This is a genomic window from Arthrobacter sp. 10L424 (assembly GCF_056395325.1).
Genome location: NZ_JBFTJH010000004.1, coordinates 112438 through 130849, shown reverse-complemented (window position 1 = coordinate 130849; position 18412 = coordinate 112438). Strand labels below are relative to the sequence as shown.

General features: G+C 68.0%; 18 protein-coding genes and 1 pseudogene. 7 read left to right on the top strand and 12 right to left on the bottom strand.

The annotated features are described in order from the left end of the window. Positions 1-22: 22 nt before the first annotated feature. Entirely contained in the window at positions 23-1738 is a 1716-nt protein-coding gene (locus AC1DC5_RS10340) for an HNH endonuclease signature motif containing protein (protein WP_476865058.1), read from the bottom strand. 686 nt (positions 1739-2424) lie between these two features. On the opposite strand from AC1DC5_RS10340, the gene AC1DC5_RS10335 reads away from it, so the two are divergent. Beyond that, positions 2425-2916, top strand: a complete 492-nt coding sequence (locus AC1DC5_RS10335) for an NUDIX domain-containing protein (protein WP_476865123.1) — start codon at positions 2425-2427, stop codon at positions 2914-2916. Between the two features lie 77 nt (positions 2917-2993). After that, entirely contained in the window at positions 2994-3455 is a 462-nt protein-coding gene (locus tag AC1DC5_RS10330; protein WP_476865057.1) for a VOC family protein, read from the top strand. On the opposite strand, the pseudogene AC1DC5_RS10325 reads toward AC1DC5_RS10330, so the two are convergent. The 3 genes and pseudogenes from AC1DC5_RS10325 to truB all read right to left on the bottom strand — a co-directional run. After that, positions 3452-3853 (bottom strand): annotated as a pseudogene (locus AC1DC5_RS10325) (hypothetical protein); the annotation flags it as partial. The gene AC1DC5_RS10330 and the pseudogene AC1DC5_RS10325 overlap by 4 nt on opposite strands. Before the next feature lie 310 nt (positions 3854-4163). After that, the gene (locus AC1DC5_RS10320) at positions 4164-4517 is read right to left on the bottom strand and encodes a hypothetical protein (RefSeq protein ID WP_441405491.1); all 354 of its coding nucleotides are present in this window, start codon (positions 4515-4517) and stop codon (positions 4164-4166) included. After that, positions 4517-5485: a tRNA pseudouridine(55) synthase TruB gene (truB, locus tag AC1DC5_RS10315; protein WP_476865056.1), complete on the bottom strand. Its 969-nt coding sequence runs from the start codon at positions 5483-5485 to the stop codon at positions 4517-4519. Before truB ends, AC1DC5_RS10320 begins: the two co-directional genes overlap by 1 nt. A gap of 127 nt (positions 5486-5612) precedes the next feature. On the opposite strand from truB, the gene AC1DC5_RS10310 reads away from it, so the two are divergent. Together AC1DC5_RS10310 and AC1DC5_RS10305 are read left to right on the top strand one after the other, a co-directional pair. Further along, positions 5613-6770, top strand: a complete 1158-nt coding sequence (locus AC1DC5_RS10310; protein ID WP_476865055.1) for a pyridoxal phosphate-dependent aminotransferase — start codon at positions 5613-5615, stop codon at positions 6768-6770. Positions 6771-6906: 136 nt separating this feature from the next. Continuing rightward, positions 6907-7116: a hypothetical protein gene (locus tag AC1DC5_RS10305; RefSeq protein ID WP_226762315.1), complete on the top strand. Its 210-nt coding sequence runs from the start codon at positions 6907-6909 to the stop codon at positions 7114-7116. Between the two features lie 27 nt (positions 7117-7143). Here the strand turns inward: AC1DC5_RS10305 and AC1DC5_RS10300 are convergent, their stop codons facing one another. From AC1DC5_RS10300 to AC1DC5_RS10290, 3 genes are all read right to left on the bottom strand, one after another. After that, positions 7144-7503: a CU044_2847 family protein gene (locus AC1DC5_RS10300; RefSeq protein ID WP_476865054.1), complete on the bottom strand. Its 360-nt coding sequence runs from the start codon at positions 7501-7503 to the stop codon at positions 7144-7146. A gap of 52 nt (positions 7504-7555) precedes the next feature. Then, positions 7556-7993 (bottom strand): thioredoxin, encoded by a 438-nt coding sequence (gene trxA, locus AC1DC5_RS10295; protein ID WP_476865053.1) that lies wholly within the window; start codon positions 7991-7993, stop codon positions 7556-7558. A 105-nt stretch (positions 7994-8098) separates the two neighbouring features. Further along, entirely contained in the window at positions 8099-8584 is a 486-nt protein-coding gene (locus AC1DC5_RS10290; protein ID WP_476865052.1) for a nucleoside deaminase, read from the bottom strand. 206 nt (positions 8585-8790) lie between these two features. Between AC1DC5_RS10290 and AC1DC5_RS10285 the strand changes: the two genes are divergently transcribed. Then, positions 8791-9912, top strand: coding sequence for a ScyD/ScyE family protein (locus AC1DC5_RS10285; protein ID WP_476865051.1), 1122 nt, complete (start codon positions 8791-8793; stop codon positions 9910-9912). A gap of 94 nt (positions 9913-10006) precedes the next feature. Here the strand turns inward: AC1DC5_RS10285 and rbfA are convergent, their stop codons facing one another. The 5 genes from rbfA to AC1DC5_RS10260 all read right to left on the bottom strand — a co-directional run bounded on the left by rbfA (position 10007) and on the right by AC1DC5_RS10260 (position 16033). Further along, positions 10007-10516 carry a 30S ribosome-binding factor RbfA gene (gene rbfA / locus AC1DC5_RS10280; RefSeq protein WP_056432514.1) on the bottom strand — a complete coding sequence of 170 codons (510 nt, stop codon included), beginning with the start codon at positions 10514-10516 and terminating at the stop codon, positions 10007-10009. Between the two features lie 278 nt (positions 10517-10794). Continuing rightward, a complete protein-coding gene (gene infB, locus AC1DC5_RS10275; protein ID WP_476865050.1) occupies positions 10795-13677 on the bottom strand; it encodes a translation initiation factor IF-2 in 2883 nt (960 codons plus the stop codon). A gap of 152 nt (positions 13678-13829) precedes the next feature. Further along, positions 13830-14162, bottom strand: a complete 333-nt coding sequence (locus AC1DC5_RS10270; RefSeq protein ID WP_224049098.1) for a YlxR family protein — start codon at positions 14160-14162, stop codon at positions 13830-13832. 273 nt (positions 14163-14435) lie between these two features. Beyond that, positions 14436-15416, bottom strand: coding sequence for a transcription termination factor NusA (nusA, locus tag AC1DC5_RS10265; RefSeq protein WP_441405499.1), 981 nt, complete (start codon positions 15414-15416; stop codon positions 14436-14438). Beyond that, on the bottom strand, positions 15416-16033 hold the full coding sequence (locus tag AC1DC5_RS10260; protein WP_441405500.1) for a ribosome maturation factor RimP: 618 nt from the start codon (positions 16031-16033) through the stop codon (positions 15416-15418). The genes nusA and AC1DC5_RS10260 overlap by 1 nt, the downstream gene beginning before the upstream one ends. An 87-nt stretch (positions 16034-16120) precedes the next feature. On the opposite strand from AC1DC5_RS10260, the gene AC1DC5_RS10255 reads away from it, so the two are divergent. Together AC1DC5_RS10255 and AC1DC5_RS10250 are read left to right on the top strand one after the other, a co-directional pair. Then, positions 16121-17260 carry a ferritin-like domain-containing protein gene (locus AC1DC5_RS10255; RefSeq protein ID WP_441405501.1) on the top strand — a complete coding sequence of 380 codons (1140 nt, stop codon included), beginning with the start codon at positions 16121-16123 and terminating at the stop codon, positions 17258-17260. 282 nt (positions 17261-17542) lie between these two features. Beyond that, positions 17543-18274, top strand: a complete 732-nt coding sequence (locus tag AC1DC5_RS10250) for a VIT1/CCC1 transporter family protein (protein WP_441405502.1) — start codon at positions 17543-17545, stop codon at positions 18272-18274. Positions 18275-18412 lie beyond the last annotated feature (138 nt).

Sequence of the window (18412 nt, the reverse complement as noted above, 5' to 3'; positions counted from 1 at the left end):
ACCGTTTCTTGCACCGACGGCCTCACTCAAGCCGGAAAAACCGGTTCCGCCGTGGCACCTGGCTCGGATCAACGTGCGGTGGCGGGACAAACCATGGAACGCCACTTCGCAGCTGAATGGTCCACTGCTCTTTGTGTATCAAGTGGTGGTGATGCGAGCAGAGCAGCGCTCCGTTGCCGGTCCCGGTGCTCCCGCCGCGGGACCAGTAGTCGATGTGGTGGGCCTCGCACCAGGGCGCCGGGATGGTGCACTGGGGAAAGGCGCAGCCCCGGTCCCGCGCCGTGAGGGCCCTACGGATGTGTGGCGGGAAGACCCGCGATGTGCGGCCGATGTCGAGGATCCGGCCTTTTCCGCCCAGCACAATAGGGATGATGTCGGCGTCGCAGGCGATCTTGCGCACTGTCGAGGCGGTGACAGGGCCGGTGAACATCAGCGTTCCTACGTTGGAGCCAGGACCGCGGACTTCCTCCTCGGTTCCTCCGACCCGTTCCAGCAGGTCGCGGTAGTCAATGGTGACCATTACCTGCGGACGTAGTCCTCCCGCGGCCGGCAGGTCTCCGGCTGCGAGGGCTGCCTTACAGGCTCCGACAAGGCCGTCAAGGAGCCGCTGGGGCCGGGTGCGCGGATCCAGACGTTCCACTGAGGCGGCGTCCGCAGCGCTGTCGACGGCGGCATCAGCGTCGGTCCCGGTTGCGGCGGCAGCGGCGTCCGTATCGGCGGCGGCATCGGACCCGGTTGAGGCAGCGGCCGCCGCGTCCGAGCCCGCGTCGGAACTGGATAAGGCGCCGGTCCGCGGGTTGGTGGCTACGTTCATGACCGTGACCAACTGTTCAAACTGGTCTGTTGTGGCGAAGATTTCCACGTGGTGCAGTCCACGACGTGCCCGTCGGATGAAGGCGCCCTGGCCCTGGCGCAACGCCTGCTCGCTGGGTTCCGCGCCGTCCTGGTCTAAGGCGTCCGTCCAGCGCTGGGACATCCTGGTCAGGAAGTCCTGGTCGTTCTCTACCGCTGTCCGGGTTAAGGCATGCTCCATGCTGGCTATTGCTTCGGGTGGGCACACATGCCGGACCCGTTCCAGGGACAGGCAGATGATCGACGCTGCACGTGAGGCGATGTCCCCGGCGGCAACACCCGCGGCGAGTTCTTCCCTCGCGGCAGGCAGGGGCTGGCCTGACATGCCGGTGCGCGGCAGAACATCCGCGGCAAGGGCGAGGCGGCGCCTGGCTTCCACGGAGCTGATCCGCAGCCGCGCCCTCAGGAATTCTGCGGTGTTCCGGTATCCGTCGTCCACCCATCCCGGCGAAGGATCCATGACTTCCTGCTCGTTCCAGGTCGAGTCCGGCGCGACTCCCGCAGGCCCGCCCGGTGCGGTGTTCCAGCCCGTCAACCACCCGGCGGGCGCGTCGGTACCAAACGTCGCAGCGGCGGTCCTCGCTCCGGCAGCTGCCTGGCTCCGGGTCCGGTCGACCGCCCCCGCGGCCACAAGCTGCAGGAAGTCGGCCATGCGCGAAAGCTTCTCCACGCGGCCGGCAAAGTCCGCGGCTTCGGTCACCCCGAACAGCGCTGCATCCGGCAGGGCCGTCGCGGTGCAAGAGCGCAGCAGGGCAAGGGCAGTCTCCAGAGCGCGGTCCACGGCAACCGCCTCGCGTGGAACAGGCGACAGCCGGGGAATCGCAAGAAGCATTCCGGCACCAAGCCGGGTGGCCTGTGGCAGGATCACATCTTCACTGGCTGTCACGGCCGAGTCCTTCCTTGAGGCTGCAACGTTCCGGGAGGCCGGGACTGGCAGTTATTCCAATAGATATTCGCGTGATCAGAAGCTGCCATCACCGGGCTCCGGTGCGTGATCCGCTGCCCTGGCTCGTGGGGCTACTCCCAATGATTCCCGGTTCCAGCGCTGGTGACTGCAGTTAATTCCCCTATGTGGATAACTCAATGGGTGGACCTGGATTTTCCGCTGCGAACCCCGACCGGAGCGGCGGCGCAGATGTCGATAGGCCTGGATTCGGCAAGCAATGCGGGCTGAGCGACCAGCGCCGACCCCGGAACGCCGGACTGCCATCCATCCCTCTCAACCGGGAGGGCACCGGAGGTCCCGGGACAATCCAACGCCTCTCGGAATTGCCTCCACTTCTATTCGAAGGAGGCCTTCGACACATGGGTGGATGATTTGTGGGAAGAACCATCGCACGCCGAAATCAGGAATCCGCCCGCTGCTGGCGGACGGCCGCCGCCGCGCCCACCCCGCGCGCGACCCGTTTGATGGCCAGTCCCGCGGGGTCACACTTCTCCAAGGACGAGCAGTGCCCGTGGCACACTGAGGGCATGGACAGCTCTGTTGCCCCGACCTCCAGCGCGGCCCTACCCGACGACGCGCTCCCCCAAACCTCTCGACCCGGCGCAGCTCATTCCACCGAGCTTCCTATGGAGCTGCGCCGTCCCCTCGGTCCCCGTGACCCCGGCGATGCCTGGGTTGAGGGCGACCGCGGACGGTTCTGGGGGCGTTTCGGCTCGGCGGGTCTGCTGGTTCACGACCCCGAAAAGGGCATCCTGCTGCAGCACCGCGCCCTGTGGAGCGATCAGGGCGGCACCTGGGGACTGCCCGGCGGCGCCCTGCACCAAGGCGAAGAAGCAGTCCACGGGGCCTTGCGCGAGGCGAAGGAAGAAGCTGCCGTCCCGCCGGAAAACGTCCGGGTCCTGTTCACGTCGGTGTTCGACGTCGGCTACTGGACCTACACGACTGTCGCCGCCGAAGTTGTGGAGGCGTTCGACCCGGAAATCAGCGACCCGGAAAGCCTGGAACTGCAGTGGGTGCCGGTTGAGCACGTCGGCGACAAGGAGCTGCACCCCGGGTTCGGAGCTGCCTGGCCGGGCCTTCGCCGCAGGCTCACGGGGCTCGACACCGGGACGGACTGAGCCCAAACATCCGCCCCTGCCGGCGGCAAGCAAAACCGGGCATTCCGCAGAGGAGTAGTCCGTCCTAAGGTTCCGGTATGACTACCGAAAATCACGCTCCGCCTCCCGTCCGGCAGCTGCGCCTCGTCGTCGAAACGGAGGACTTCGACGCCGCCGTGACCTTCTACCGGGATGTCCTCGGGCTCGTGGAGCGTGAGGTGGTCCCCAGCGAGGGGGACGCACGCATCACGATCCTGGACGCGGGCCGGGCTACCCTGGAACTCTCCAACCCCGCGCAGGTCAAATACATCGACCAGGTGGAAGCTGACGGTCAGCCGAGCGCCCGGATCCGGGTTGCCTTCGAAGTTGACGACGCGGCATCAACGGCACGGGACCTACTGGAAGCGGGCGGCACGCTGATCGCGGAGCCGCGGGAAACACCGTGGCGCTCGCTGAACGCACGGCTGATCGGCCCTGCCGGGCTCCAAATCACGCTGTTCCAGGAACTGGACCAGCCCGCGGCCCCGCACGCGGACGAGCGTGCGGACGAGGAGGCTTAGGCCTGCTTCGGCGCGGGACGGCGGCGGTACAACCAGATCAGGCCCAGGATCGGCAGCAGCAGCGGGATGAACGCATAACCGCGGCCGAACAAGGACCAGACGGTCTCATGCGGGAAGTTCACGGAGTCGAACACGCTGAGCGCCCCGACCACCAGCACGCCCACGAGTTCCACGAGCACAGCCGCGACGGACACCTTGAACCATGTGCGGCCGGACTTCGCGAGGGACACTGTCGCCACGAGATAGACGACGGCGGCGAACGCCGACAGCAGGTAGGCCAGGGGGGCTTCGGAGAACTTGGTGAGGATCTGGTATCCCGCCCGCGCTGTCGCCGAGATCGCGAACACGGCGTAGACGGCGATCAGGAGCCGGCCGGGGCCGGTGTTGCGCGTGTCCCGCGCCGCCGAAGCGCTTGCCGGAGTCGCGGCCGGGCCAGAACCGACCGGTCCGGAACCGGCCGTGCCGGAACCGGCGGCGTTGGCGCCGACCGCTCCGGAACCGGCGGTGTCGGAACCGGCAGTGTCGGAACCGGCGGCGTTGGCGCCGACAGTTCCGGACCCGGCAGCGTCGGAACCGACAGTTCCGGACCCGGAGACGTTGGCGGCGCCAGGGACGCCGGCAGAGCCGTTGTCCGGCGCAACCGCTCCCGGCGTCGTTCCGATGTCCTCGTTCGAAGGTTTCGCCGTCACGTTCTTTGCCTCTTCCACGTCAGTACCAAATCTGATTCATCCGGGCCGCCATCACCAGGGCGGTGACGCCGACGGCGGCCAGCACGAAGTTGCTCCACCGGGTGCGTTCCAGGATGGCCCAGTACACCGCCCCGACCGGCAGCAGCAGCGCGGTCAACAGGTAGCCCCAGAACTCCCACGGCTCCCCCGCGATCTGTTCCCCGGCCGCGACCCGCACGATTGAACCGACGAGGTACACCAGCAGTGACAGTTCGACGGCGGCCACCGAGAGGATGGTTGTGTCGTTCGGCGCCTTCTTAAGGATGCCCGCGGCCAGGCAGATGACGGTGGAGACCAGCCCGACCACCAAAATGATGTAAAAATACGCGTCCACTACTGCCCGGCCTGCTGTTCCGCTGTCGGGGGTTTCGGAGCGCGCTTCTCGTTGTCCGGCGCGAAGACCAGCACCGGTTTGGCGTAGCTGCCCTTGTCAGCGAGCAGCGCCACAAGAGTCCCGTCCGGGGCGAAGCCGGCGGCCGGATTCTCCGGCGTGGCTGCACCGGGAGTCCCCGCGGCCGCGCCGGCGGCGATCCTGCGGCCGAAGGAAATCTCCGTGGTCTCTTCGTCGCTGAGTTCTCGGTTGGGCATCAGCGCCCGGGCCGCCTGCGACATTTCCAGCACGTCCAGTTCTTCGGCGAGCTGTTCGAGGGTGTGGGCCTGGTCCAGCGTGTAGGGGCCAACCTGGGTCCGGCGCAGCGCCGTCAGGTGGCCGCCAACGCCCAGCGCGTCGCCAAGGTCGCGGGCCAGCGCCCGGATATACGTGCCCGAAGAGCACTCCACGGTGACATCCACATCGAGGACATCCACGTCCAGTGCCTCGCCGCCGCGCTCCGGACGGAGCCCGTGCACCTCGAAGCGGTGGATGGTGACCGGCCGGGCGGCCAGCTTGACCTCTTCGCCGGACCGGACCCGCGCATAGGCGCGCTCGCCGTTGACCTTGATGGCACTGACGCTGCTGGGAACCTGTTCGATCTCCCCGGTCAGGGCCGCGACGCCGGCGCGCACCGCTTCCTCGGTGACCGAGGCGGCGCTGCGGGTCGCGGTGACCTCGCCCTCGGCGTCGTCGGTGACCGTTGATTCGCCCAGGCGGATGGTGGCCGTATAGGTCTTGGAGGTGCCCACGATGTAGGTGAGCAGCCGGGTGGCCTTGTTGATGCCGACCACAAGGACGCCCGTAGCCATGGGGTCCAGCGTTCCGGCGTGGCCCACCTTTCGGGTACCGGCGAGCCGCCGCATCCGTCCAACCACGTCATGGCTGGTCCAGCCTTGCGGCTTGTCCACTATTACCAGTCCAGAAAGCACGCTCCCCAGTATATCTGCGCCGGAGCCGCCCCCTGCGCGGGGGGCCGCGGACGCCGGGGCCGCCCCCGGCGCCTGGGGCCGCGAACGTCCCCCGCCGCCGCTGGCCACGGCGGCTAGGATGGCAGACATGCCCGAGCTTGCCGCCCACGTCCGCGACGTCCCCATCAACCAGATCCGCGAGATCACCGAAGCTGCCTGGGGAACTCCCGGCGCCATCGTCCTGAGCATCGGGGAACCGGGGTTCGCCGTCCCCCGCCACATCCTTGAGGCCGGGATGGCCTGCCTGGACCGCGACGAAACGAACTACACCCCCAACGCGGGCATCCCGGCCCTGCGCGAGGCGTTCGCCGCGAGGTTCCGCGAGCACAATGCGACGCCGGTCGGAGCGGACCGCGTGTACGTCGTCGACGGCGCCCAGCAGGGCCTGCACTTCGCGATGAGCCTGCTGGTCTCCCCCGGCGACGAAATCCTGATCCCCAATCCGGGCTATCCCACGTTCGCCATGACCAGCAGCCTGCTCCACGCCGTCCCGGTGCAGTACCCGCTCTACCCCGGGCACGACTTCCAGCCCCGGATCGCGGACATCGAGGAGCTCATCACCCCGCGGACCAAGGTGTTGATCCTCAACTCGCCGTCCAACCCGCTGGGCGCCGTCCTGGGCGAGGAGCTCACCCGCAGCCTCGTTGAACTGGCCGTACGCCACGATCTGTGGATCATCTCCGACGAATGCTACGAGGCGTTCACCTACGACGTTCCGCATGTGAGCCCGGCCCGCTTCGACAGCGACGTCCCCGGCGAAGCCCGCGTGTTCACCTCGCTCACGCTCTCCAAGACCTACGGCCTGACGGGCCTGCGCATCGGCGCCCTGATCTGCCCGCCGGGCCTGGAGCAGAAGATGAACAACGTGATGGAGGCGATTGTCTCCTGTGTCGCCTCGCCTTCGCAGTACGCGGCGCTGGCCGCACTCACGGGCCCGCAGGACTATGTCAGCCACGCCCACGCGCACTACCGGGCCAACCGAGACGCCGCCTCTGCGGTGTTGGAGTCCAAGGGGATCCCGTTCCTCACGGCGCAGGGCGCCTTTTACCTCTGGGCCGATGTGTCCCACGTCAGCGGCGGGGACGTCCGCTCGTGGGTCCGCCGCTTCCTGGCCGACTCCGGGGTGGCTTTCGCCCCCGGCACCGCGTTCGGCTCGATCGGCGAGGGCTGGATCCGGATTGCCCTGTGCAGCAGCCAGGCTGAGCTGGTGGAAGGCCTCGGCCGGCTCCCGGCCCGGCTGGCCTGAGGCGCGGGGCCAGCGGGCCCCAGTCCCCTACCGCCGGGGGCCCGCAGCGCCTACCCTGAGCGCAACGCGTGCGCTTCGCGTGCCGTCCCGGGACTTGCCGGGACTGGAGTTTCCGGGTTCGGTCAGAGAGGTTCACATGTGGTGGCAGGACTTGTTATGGGGCATCTGGAACGGGCTCACGGCGTGGATCGTGCTGATCGTCCACGTCTTCGGGCAGTGGAGCGAGTTCCCGTTCTACAACTCGGCCCGCGCGGGCAACTGGTACGACTTCGGCTTCCTGCTGGGGGTGGGCTCGCCGTTCCTTGGGGGGCTGGGCGCCCGGGGAGCGCGGAGCAGGCGCCGCTGAAGACATCGCCAAGGGGCCTGCAGCGCTTCACAGCATGATGTCGTCCTCCGGCGCCACATGCGCCAGATGCGCCGCCGCGGGCGCGTGCGAGAAGGACATCGTGACGACGAAGTGGGCCTCGGAGCAGTTCTGCGCGATGATTGCCCCGGCCTCACCGGCCAGCTTCACGCCGAATTGAAGCTCCAGGTGTTCCGCGCCGACTTCCTTCAGCACCTCCGCCGCCGCGGTGGCTGCAGGCCGGATGGCGGAGAGCGCGTCTTCGAGCCGCCGCCCGGCGTCCGTGATCCCCTGATCGTTGCGGGCAGGCCGTTCGACGCCGAAGCTGTTGTCCGCGGCTTCGACCAGCACGGTCCCGGAACCCACTTCGTAGCGCAGTATTTCCGTCATTGCTTCCTCCATCCCGCCATCTCGCCATCCCGCCACCCCACCGATGGGTCAGTCACGGGCGGCCCGGCGCCAGCGCGCCGTCGAGCCATTGGCGCAGGGCCACCGCCGGCGGAGCGCCCGCCTGGCGGGCCACAACTTTGCCGTCCCTGATAAGCATCATGGTCGGAATGGCCTGGATGGCGAAGCGCTGTGAGAGCGCCGGTGATTTGTCGACGTCGACCTTGACGAGTTTGACCCGGCCGGCGCGCTCCTGGGCCAGCTTGTCGAGCACGGGGCTGACCATGCGGCACGGTCCGCACCAGGCCGCCCAAAAGTCGATCAGGGCGGGAGTCGAGGACTGCTCGGCGACGACCGCGAAGTCGGCATCGCCGGCGTCGACGATCCAGGGCAGGTCCTGGCGGCAGTTGCCGCAGCGCGGGTGGCCGGCCGCCGCCGCGGGAATCCGGTTGGTCTTCCCGCAATGGGGGCACTTGATCAGGCTGGAGGCCACGGCCCGCCGCTTTCCCGAGTCCCCGCAGTCATGGTTCCATGGGACGCCCCGGCGCGGGGCGGGCATAGGGTCCAAAGTCCCCGGCTGCCCGTCAGCGGCGCCGCCTCAGTACTCGATGCGGTCCGGATTGTCGCGCCAGGCCTGGAAGGGAGCGTCCGATGCCGGGACTGCCGTTTGGAGCACCGGCATCAGGTCCGGCCTGGTCCCGTCGAAATACTCGTAGAACAGCGCGTCGTCGAAGCCGGCGGCGGCGGCCGCGTGGCGGTCGGCGGCGAAGTAGACCGTGCCCACACGGGCCCAGAGGGCCGCGGCGAGGCACAGCGGGCACGGTTCACAGCTGGCATACAGCACGGCGCCGCTGAGGTCGAAGTTGGCGGACGCCGCCGCTGCCGTGCGGATGGCCACCACTTCGGCGTGCGCCGTGGGATCGTTGTCCCGCGTGACCCGGTTGACGCCCTCATGGATGCGCCCGACGGCGGTGACCACCAGCGCCCCGAACGGTCCGCCGCCCGCAGCCACACTCCCTGCGGCGAGCCGGATCGCCTGATCCAGGAAGCGGTTGATGTCCGGGGCTGAGGGAGGCGTGGCCATGGTCCGATCATAGCCAGCAACACCGTCGGTTGGGGGCGACCCTGGCCCGCCGAGGGGCCATCGACTTTGCGCCGCCGAGGGCCTAATATCCGCTTTAGGGGGCCGCCGTGAATTCTCCGGCCGCCAAAGTACCGGTCTCAGTGGTCTCAACGATGTGGATACTTCATCACTCGCCACGGGAGCCAACCATGAGAAAGAGTTTGTCATTGCTAGCCACGGCCGCCACGGCAGCCGTGTTCCTCTCGACCGGGACAGCCGCCGGCGCAGCCCCTGGAGGGAATGCCGGCGGAAATACCGCCGGGAACAGCGGCGGTAAGGAACCCGTTGTGCTCACCGGCGGGCTGGTGGGTCCGCTCCACCTCAGCGCCGGGCGCCACGGCTCCGTGACGGTGAGCGAGTCCTTCGCCGGCCGCCTGACCAGAGTCGACTCCGCGGGGAGCCAGCAAGTTCTCTACGAAAACCCTGACTGGAGCGTGGCGGGCAACGCCCAGCGGGACGGTTCGGTGTATTTCCTGGAGAGCCAGGGCGCCGGTCCCGACCCTGCCGAGCTGGCCGGCCACATCCGAATCATCGACGAAGAAGGCCACCAGCGGACCCTAGGCGATTTTGCCGCTTTGGAGACGGAGCACAACGCCGACCAGACAAACCGGTACGGCTTCCGGAATCTGCCGGACGGCTGCGCGGCGCAACTGCCCGCAGACATGCCCGAGACCTACAAGGGTGAAATTGATTCGCACCCCTACGGCATCGCTCTCACCGAGGAAACCATCTATGTCGCGGACGCCGGCGCCAACAGTGTGGTCTCCGTCGACGCCGGGAACGGCAAGACCAGGACCGTTGCGGTACTCCCGCCGCGGCCCTACAAGATCACCGCGGACGCTGCCGCTTCCAATGGCCTGCCGGACTGCGTCGTGGGATCGACTTACGACTTCGAGCCCGTCCCGACCGATGTCGCCGTCGGGCATGACGGCTGGCTGTACGTCACCACGCTCCCGGGAGGACCGGAGGATCCGGCGCTCGGCGCCCGCGGCGCGATCTTCAAGGTGAGCCCGGACGGGGACGAGGTTGAGCTCGTGGCCGAGGACATCATGTCGCCCACGGGACTCGCCCTGGCCGACAACGGCGACATGTACGTTGCCTCGCTCTTCGGCGACGGCGTCCTGAGGATCGACCCGGACTCGGGCGACCAGACAGTGGTACTCGCTGCCGGTTCCACCGCCGACGTGGACCTCCGCGGAAACACCGTCTACGCCACCGCCAACGCACTGCCCGGACCCGATGGCCCGCCCGACGGCCAGGTCGTGTATGTGGAGCTGCACAGCCACTGATCGGCCCTGAAGCCAGACAGAAATGGCCGGTCCCCCAAAGGGGCCGGCCATTCCTGGTGCAAAACGCTTTGTTCAGGACTGCGACGACGCTGGACTACTTGTTGCTGTCCTCGTCGACGTCGTCTTCGTCGATGAGGTCCAGGTCCTCTTCGTCGAAGTCGTCCTCGTCGAGCTCCACGTCCTGCGGAGTGTCGCTCTTGTAGGGGTCGGCGTCGCCGGCGTGCTTGGCGCTGGCGGCGAGTGCGGCCACCTCGGCGTCGCGCTTCTTCGCGGCGCGGAGCAGCTCCTCGAGGTTCGAGGCGTTGACCGGAATCTGGTCCGCCACGAACTCCAGCGTCGGGGTCAGCCGCACGGTGATGTTCCGCCCGACTTCCTGGCGCAGCACACCCTTGGCCTTCTCAAGCCCCTTGGCAGCCTCGGCCTGGACCAGCTGGTCACCGAACACCGTGTAGTAGACCGTGGCGTGCTGAAGATCGTTGGTCACACGCGCATCGGTAACAGTAACGCCCTCAAGCCGCGGATCCTTAACCCTCCGGCCCAGCGCCTCAGCAACAACAACCTTAATCCGCTGCGCCAACTTGGCAGCCCGTGCGGGATCAGCCATTTCCACTCCTAAAAATTTGGATGTACGACGGCGCGTTAGCGGCTTACGTACACACTTCTGGTTTGTTGCCACGCGCCTAAAGCGAGTCTACGACGGACCCGTTGGGTTTTTTCCGGCGGCCAGGGAGTGGCATCGGGCCTGTCGGAGCCGGGCGGTTTGCGATCGAAGATCGAAAACCGTCCGGCGAAGGGGCGGGGCCGCCGGAAAAATCCAACGGCCCCGCACCTTGGGCGGGGCCGCCGGAAATATTCCGACGGCCCCACCCGTGAAGCAACACCTTAGACGCGCGGCTTTTCGCGCATCTCGAAGGTCTCGATGATGTCGCCCTCGGTGATGTCGTTGAACGAGCCAAGACCGATACCACACTCGAAGTCCGTGCGGACCTCGGTGGCGTCGTCCTTGAAGCGCTTGAGCGTCTCAACGGAGAGGTTGTCACCGATGATCTTGCCGTCGCGGCTGATGCGGGCCTTGGCGTTGCGTCGGATAACACCCGAGCGCACGATCGAGCCTGCAATGTTGCCGAACTTGGAGGAACGGAACACTTCGCGGACCTCGGCGGTGCCAAGCTGGTGCTCTTCGTACTCCGGCTTGAGCATGCCCTTGAGGGCTGCCTCAATGTCATCGATTGCTGCGTAGATGACGGAGTAGAAGCGCATGTCCACGCCTTCGCGGTCTGCCAGTTCGGCAACGCGCTCAGCGGGCTTGACGTTGAAGCCGATGATGACAGCGCTGTCGACCGTTGCCAGGTTGACGTCGTTCTGCGTGATCGCACCGACACCGCGGTGGATAACGCGGAGCTGGACACCCTCGCCGACGTCGATCTTGAGCAGCGCGTCTTCGAGGGCTTCCACGGCACCGGACACGTCACCCTTGAGGATGAGGTTGAGGGTGTCGATCTTGCCATCGGCGACGGCCTGGTCGAAGTCTTCCAGGCTGATGCGCTTGCGGCGCTTGGCCAGTGCGGCGTTGCGGTCCGCAGCTTCACGCTTCTCGGCGATCTGACGGGCGGTGCGCTCGTCAGCGGTCACGAAGAAGGTGTCGCCGGCGCGCGGGACGTTGGACAGACCCAGGACCTGCACGGGGCGGGACGGGCCGGCCTCGGTCAGGGCGCTGCCGTCGTCGTCGAACATCGCACGGACGCGGCCGTGGGCCGTGCCTGCCACGATGGTGTCGCCGACGTGCAGGGTGCCGGACTGAACCAGGACGGTGGCCACGGAACCGCGGCCCTTGTCCAGGTTGGCTTCAATCGCGATACCGCGGGCGTCCTTGTTCGGGTTGGCGCGCATGTCCAGGGCGGCGTCTGCGGTAAGCAGGACAGCCTCGAGCAGCTCGTCGATGTGCAGGTTCTGGCGGGCAGAGACCTCCACGAACATGGTGTCGCCACCGTATTCTTCCGGAACCAGTCCGTACTCGGTCAGCTGGCCGCGGACCTTTTCCGGGTTGGCGCCTTCCTTGTCGATCTTGTTCACGGCCACGACGATCGGCACGTTGGCCGCCTGGGCGTGGTTGAGGGCTTCAACGGTCTGCGGCATAACGCCGTCGTCCGCTGCGACCACCAGGATGGCGATGTCGGTGACCTTCGCACCACGGGCACGCATGGCGGTGAACGCCTCGTGGCCCGGAGTATCGATGAAGGTGATCTTGCGATCGGTGCCTTCGTGCTGGTGCGTGACCTGGTAAGCACCGATGTGCTGCGTGATGCCGCCGTGCTCGCCCGCCATAACGTCGGACTTGCGGATGGCATCGAGCAGGCGGGTCTTACCGTGGTCAACGTGACCCATGACGGTGACAACCGGAGGACGTGCCTCGAGGTCCTCGTCGCCTTCGGCTTCCAGCTCGGCTTCGAAGTCGATGTCGAAGCCGGAGAGCAGCTCGCGCTCCTCATCCTCCGGGGACACGACCTGGAGCTTGTAGCCAAGCTCCTCGCCGAGCAGGGCGAAGGTCTCTTCGTCCAGCGACTGCGTGGCCGTAGCCATTTCGCCGAGGTGGAAGAGCACAGTCACCAGTGCTGCGGGGTTTGCCTCGATCTTGTCGGCAAAGTCCGTGATGGACGAGCCACGGCGAAGCCGGACTACGGTGTTGCCGTCGCCGCGGGGCACACTTACGCCACCCAGCGACGGGGCACTCATCTGCTCGAGTTCCTGGCGCTTGGCACGCTTCGACTTGCGCTGCTTGCCACGGCCTGCGCCGCCCTTACCGAAAGCACCCTGGGTGCCACCACGACCGCGGCCACCCTTGCCGAAGCCGCCGCCGGCCGGAGCGCCGCCACCGGCACCGGGAGCACCGGTACCTGGAGCGCCGCCCGGACGGCCCGGGCCGCGGGCCCCGCCGCCGGGACGGCCTGCACCAGCGGGTGCGGGACGTTCGGTGCGGTTAGGCATCATGCCGGGAGTCGGACGGTTTCCGCCGGCTCCTGCCGGACGGCCGGCACCAGCTGCGCCGGCCGGACGCGGAGCACCCGGACGTGCACCCGGAGCGCCGCCCGTGCGGGGAGCACCCGGACGGGGACCGCCGGCGCCCGCTGCGGGACGCGGGCCGCCGGGGCGTTCGCCCTCGGTACGGCTTCCGCCCGGACGCGGCATGCCCTGGGAAGGAGCGAACGGGTTGTTACCCGGACGCGACGGACGTTCGTTGTCGCCGCCGCGGCCGCGGGGCATGCCCTGGGACGTGGCGAACGGGTTGTTGCCGGGACGGGGACCGCCCGGGCGGGGTGCCGAGCCCTGGCGTGCCGGAGCAGCCGGGGTTTCAGCCTTGGGTGCCGGACGCGCGCCGGGCTTGATGCCCGTCGACGGCGCCGCCGGAGCCTGGGCAGCGGGTGCTGCCGCTGCGGCGGGGGCTGCCGGGGCAGCAGCGGGTACCGGAGCAGCTGCTGCCGGCGCCGGAGCTTCAGTCTTGGTTTCCGCAGCCTTCGGGGCGGCCGGCGCGGGCGCCGGACGGTTAGCCGAGGGGCTGGCGGGTGCCTTGGGGGCGGACGCGGGCGCTTCAGACTTCGAAGCTGCTGCTGCGTCGGGGAACGCGTTGCGGAGTTTACGCACAACGGGGGCCTCAATGGTGGAAGAGGCAGAGCGAACGAATTCGCCCAGTTCCTGCAGTTTGGTTACTGCATCTTTGGAAGTAATACCGAGCTCTTTAGCAAGCTCATGTACGCGGACCTTGGCCACATTTCTCCTGTCTCGGTCCGCACCGAGCCAGGCACGAACCGTCTACTTCTTACTGCGGACCTCCGCCGCGAGTGCAGCTGAAAGGTCCATTGCAGAGCGCAACAAAGTTGTCATCGTTGCGCACTCATCGCTGGGAACTCATCGGGTTTCCATCAGTTTTCTGACCCGCTTTCAGGTTGGACGGTTGTTGCTGCGGCCACCGGGGTGTCCACGGCTTGCGTGCCTGCCATGATCCGGCGCTCGACGTCGGCCGTTCCGGCAGCGCCGTTGAGGGCGCGACCGAACGCTCGACGTTTGACCGCCAGTGCCAGGCACTTTTCGCTGGGGTGCAGCCATGCACCCCTGCCAGCCATCCGGCGTCGTTCATCCACTACGACGGCGGATGAACCGCTGCCGTCGGCGACGAGCCGGAGTAGCTCCGACCGCGACCCTTTTTTCCGGCATCCGATGCAGGTACGCTGCGGCTGATTCTCGAGGTGTTGCACGTGTGCCACTTACGAGTATCTTCCTGCCAGTACATATCTGCCGCCCCGGGCTTCCGGCGCTTGCCTGGCGAGGATGTTGAGGACAACAGCTTCGCCGGACTCACCCGGACGCGTCGAGGACACACGGATACCGGCCGTTAGGCGCGGTCATGTCTATTCTAGCCCCTCAAGCGCCCGGCCCCCGAACTTGCGGGAACCCGGACGCCGGCGGCGGGGGCCTGAGCCGGGACCCCGGTGTGGGGCCCGCGGCGGTCAGGCCTGCTTCGTTGGAGCCTATTTGTCGCGGGTGACCGCGGCGTCGGAGACGATGTCGATCCGCCAGCCGGTGAGCTTGGCGGCGAGGCGGGCATTCTGGCCCTCCTTGCCGATGGCGAGGGAGAGCTGGTAGTCCGGGACCACCACGCGGGCCGAGCGGGTTGCCTCGTCCGTGATGGTGACCGAATTCACCCGCGACGGGGAGAGCGCGCTGGCGATGAACGTCGCCGGATCGTCGCTGTAGTCGACAATGTCGATCTTCTCGTCGTTGAGTTCGTTCATGACTGCCCGGACGCGCGAGCCCATTTCGCCGATGCAGGCGCCCTTGGCGTTGATGCCGGGGTTGTTGGCCTTAACGGCCATCTTGGTGCGGTGACCGGCCTCGCGGGCCAGGGCAACGATTTCCACGGAGCGGTCCGCAATTTCCGGAACTTCCATTTCGAAGAGCTTCCGGACGAGACCCGGGTGGGACCGGGACAGCGTGATGGACGGACCCTTGGTACCGCGGTGCACGTCGATCACGAAGGCGCGGAGACGGTTGCCGTGGGTGTACTTCTCCCCCGGCACCTGCTCGGGCGGCGGCAGCAGTGCCTCCACCGTGCCCAGGTTGACCTGGATCATGTGCGGGTTGTTGCCCTGCTGGATGGTGCCGGCGACCAGCTCGCCCTCGCGGCCCTTGAACTGGCCCAAGACGTTGTCGTCCTCAGCGTCCCGGAGGCGCTGCAGGATGATCTGCCGTGCGGTGCTTGCCGCGATGCGTCCGAAGCCCGCGGGCGTGTCCTCGAATTCGCCGACCGGGGCGCCGTCGTCGTCGATCTCGGTGGCCCAGATGGTGACGTGGCCGCTCTTGCGGTCCAGCTCGGCCCGGGCCTTCTCGAAGGCGCCCGGCGTCTTGTGGTAGGCCACCAGCAGGGCCTGCTCGATGGTCGGAATCAGGAGATCCAGCGGGATTTCACGCTCACGCTCCAGGAGTCTCAGTGCGCTCATGTCAATATCCATTAGGCCTCCTCAGAAGGTCCATTGTTTGCGTTCTCCAGGCCGGCCTCTTCGAGGTGGCTGAACTCTATCTCGACTTTTCCACTGCGGATCCTGTCGAAAGGAAGCTTGACGGGCTCGCCCTGCTTGGGCTTCATACCCTTCTTCACGGTGATCTCCGGGACCAGCGTCACGCCGCCGTCGTCGACGGACTGGACCCGGCCGGTGACGTTCTCGCCCTGCAGGACGTTGACCTTGACCATGCGGCCCCGGGCGCGGTACCAGTGCCGCTCTTCGGTGAGCGGACGGCCGACGCCGGGCGAGGAAACTTCGAGCTCGTAGGGGCGGGAGTCGGTGCTGGGATCGTTGTCCAGGGTGTCGGAGAGGGTCTTGGAGATCTCCGCGATGACGTCGAGGCCGACTCCCCCGGTCTCCTCCTGCGGCAGGTCCACCACTACGTGGACCACCCGGTTGGCTCCGGCGACGTGAATGGAAACGTCCTCCAGGTACAGCCGGTTTGCCAGTACCTCGGGCTCCAGGAGGGCATGCAGCCGCTCGGCCTCGAAGTTGTGAGCGGGTGCGGCTTCAGCCTTCCCCGTCCCGGTCCGGTCTGTTGAAGTCGTGGCTTCTGCGTTGGTCATGATGCCGGCCGCCTCCCGCTAGATGATGTTGTGTGTACTAGCCTAGCGATTTTCCGGGCGACGTGGTGCACGGAGTTAGTGGCCGGCATGACAACATGGTCTGTTGTGAAAGACGACACCAGGCAAAAGCGGCGGCGGGGCCTCATTCCCCGCATCGCACTTCTGGCCTGCCTCGCCCTGGTGGTCGTCAGCCTGGGCATGGCGTTCAGTCCCGGCATCCCCAAAGAGCCCGCCGAACCGCCGTTTTCCGAGCAGGCGAGGTCCGCCGCGCTGACGGAAACCATGCGGCTGCGGGCCGCCGGCGAGGAACTTGGGCGGTCCATCGCAAGCGGCGGGCAACCGGCTGTGGCGCGGACTGTGAGTTTGCTGACAAGCCAGGCCAGGGCCCTCCTGCTGCCGGGCCAGGACAGCCCGGAATCCCCTCCGGCGGAGGGTGCGCCCTCAAGTGCTACCCCGTCCGCGTCGCCGTCATCCCCTCCCCTGCCCGCTACCGCCGCCGCCCTCGCGACCGAGCTGGCGGCCAGCGCCTCGCAACGGCTCGCCGACGCTGCCATGGCCGACGGCGGCATGGCCCGGTTGCTGGCCGCCGTCGGGACCGCGCAGCTGCTTCAGGCGTCCTCCCTCGCCGCGGCGGCCGGCGCACCGGCCCCTGCCGTGCCCGACCCGGCCGCACCGTCACTGTTCGGGGCGTGCCCGAGTGCCCCTGCGTCGCCGTCGTCCGCGCCGGCGTCCTCCGGGGCTGCTGCTTCGGCGGGCCGGGACACTGGCACCGCTACCCTGCCCGGAGCGCTGGCAGCCATCGTGCGGACCGAGCTGGAAACGGTGTACGGCTACCAGGTGGCGCTGACCCGGCTCTCCGGCGACGCGGCCGCCTCGGCGTCGCAGCAGCTCGCCCGGCATGAAGCCCTCGCTTCCGGCGCCGAAGCCCTCAGCAGGATGCACTGCGCCGCGGCTCCGGCCCGGGAAGCCGGGTACACCATGGCCCCGGCGTTCCTAGCCTCGCCCGCCACCGGCCTCGGCGGCCTGGAAACCTCTGCGCTGACGGCCTACGGCGACCTGGTGGCCCTGAGCGAGGGCCAGACCCGCCAGTGGGCGATCTCCGGACTCGTGGGGGCCGCCCGGCGGTCCGCCCTCTGGGGCGCTGACACCGGCGCCGTCCCCGGCCTGGCCGCAGACCCGGAGACGTTCCCGCCGCTGCCGGCTCCGTCGGTGATGCCCGGTCCCTAACCGGCTGGTCTCTCGCCCCCGGATTTCCTCCTTCCGGGTCCATGCCTGTCCGCACTCGCCCGCGGGGTTGGCACTCGCCCGCGGCCGTGCGGGGCAACTTTGGCGTCCGTGGGCCAGGATTCCGGCCCTGAGCGCGGCGTGTCCGTGTCAATGTGCCCCCGCTGCGCTGGCACGCCACGGGTTGATGGGCAAGGAAATCCCCCCGGGCCGGGGTAGCTGCGGCTTACCTTGCTTAGGCTTGTCATGCTGGCCAGCCGCGACCACCGGTGCTTTGCTGTAGTCATGGACAGCCAAGCCGCCCCCACGCAGCACGAGAACGAGCCCCACCACAACGACATTGCGCACCGCCTTAACTGGCTTCGCGCCGGTGTGCTGGGCGCCAACGACGGCATCGTCTCCGTCGCCGCGATTGTGGTCGGCGTTGCCGGCGTCACCACGGATTCCGGCCCCATCCTCGTCGCCGGTGCCGCCGGCGTCGTAGGCGGGGCAATCTCGATGGCCCTGGGCGAATACGTCTCCGTGAGCAGCCAGAAGGACAGCCAGAAGGCGCTGATCGAGAAGGAACGCCGGGAGCTGGCCGAGCAGCCCGAGGAGGAACTCGAGGAGCTCGCCGCGATCTACCAGGGCAAGGGCCTCAGCGCTGATACGGCGCGCACCGTAGCCAAGGAGCTCACGGCCCACGATGCCCTCGCCGCCCACCTCTCCGCGGAACTGCACATTGACGAGACGGACATTGTCAGCCCGTGGCACGCAGCGTTCGCCTCCGCCGCGGCGTTCCTCATCGGCGCGGTCCTCCCCATGCTTGCCATCCTGCTGCCGCCCGAGAACATCCGTGTTCCGCTGACCTTCGTGGCCGTGCTGGTCGCCCTCGCCCTGACCGGCGCCATCGGCGCGTGGATCGGCGGCGGCTCGAAGACGAAGGCGGCCGTGCGCGTGGTCATCGGCGGCGCGGCGGCGCTCATCGCGACCTTCCTCATCGGCAGCTGGCTCGGCGCCAGCGGCATCATCGTCTGACAACCATGTTTCGGCCGGTCTGGCTTGGCGGGCCGGTTGGTCCCGCCGGCTCGACTAACCCCTGCCGCGCCCAACTGCCACCGTCCCGCAGGCCGGATCAGGCGGCGTCAGCGGCTACCAAGCGCCCGGCAGCAACTA

What these genes read in the sequence shown, in the direction of transcription:
- rbfA (WP_056432514.1), bottom strand. Translation starts at nt 10,516, where the DNA reads ATGGCTGATCCCGCACGGGCTGCCAAGTTGGCGCAGCGGATTAAGGTT.
- AC1DC5_RS10330 (WP_476865057.1), top strand. Translation starts at nt 2,994, where the DNA reads ATGACTACCGAAAATCACGCTCCGCCTCCCGTCCGGCAGCTGCGCCTC.
- nusA (WP_441405499.1), bottom strand. Translation starts at nt 15,416, where the DNA reads ATGGATATTGACATGAGCGCACTGAGACTCCTGGAGCGTGAGCGTGAA.
- AC1DC5_RS10250 (WP_441405502.1), top strand. Translation starts at nt 17,543, where the DNA reads ATGGACAGCCAAGCCGCCCCCACGCAGCACGAGAACGAGCCCCACCAC.
- AC1DC5_RS10310 (WP_476865055.1), top strand. Translation starts at nt 5,613, where the DNA reads ATGCCCGAGCTTGCCGCCCACGTCCGCGACGTCCCCATCAACCAGATC.
- AC1DC5_RS10290 (WP_476865052.1), bottom strand. Translation starts at nt 8,584, where the DNA reads ATGGCCACGCCTCCCTCAGCCCCGGACATCAACCGCTTCCTGGATCAG.
- AC1DC5_RS10300 (WP_476865054.1), bottom strand. Translation starts at nt 7,503, where the DNA reads ATGACGGAAATACTGCGCTACGAAGTGGGTTCCGGGACCGTGCTGGTC.
- AC1DC5_RS10255 (WP_441405501.1), top strand. Translation starts at nt 16,121, where the DNA reads ATGACAACATGGTCTGTTGTGAAAGACGACACCAGGCAAAAGCGGCGG.
- AC1DC5_RS10260 (WP_441405500.1), bottom strand. Translation starts at nt 16,033, where the DNA reads ATGACCAACGCAGAAGCCACGACTTCAACAGACCGGACCGGGACGGGG.
- AC1DC5_RS10305 (WP_226762315.1), top strand. Translation starts at nt 6,907, where the DNA reads ATGTGGTGGCAGGACTTGTTATGGGGCATCTGGAACGGGCTCACGGCG.
- AC1DC5_RS10335 (WP_476865123.1), top strand. Translation starts at nt 2,425, where the DNA reads ATGGAGCTGCGCCGTCCCCTCGGTCCCCGTGACCCCGGCGATGCCTGG.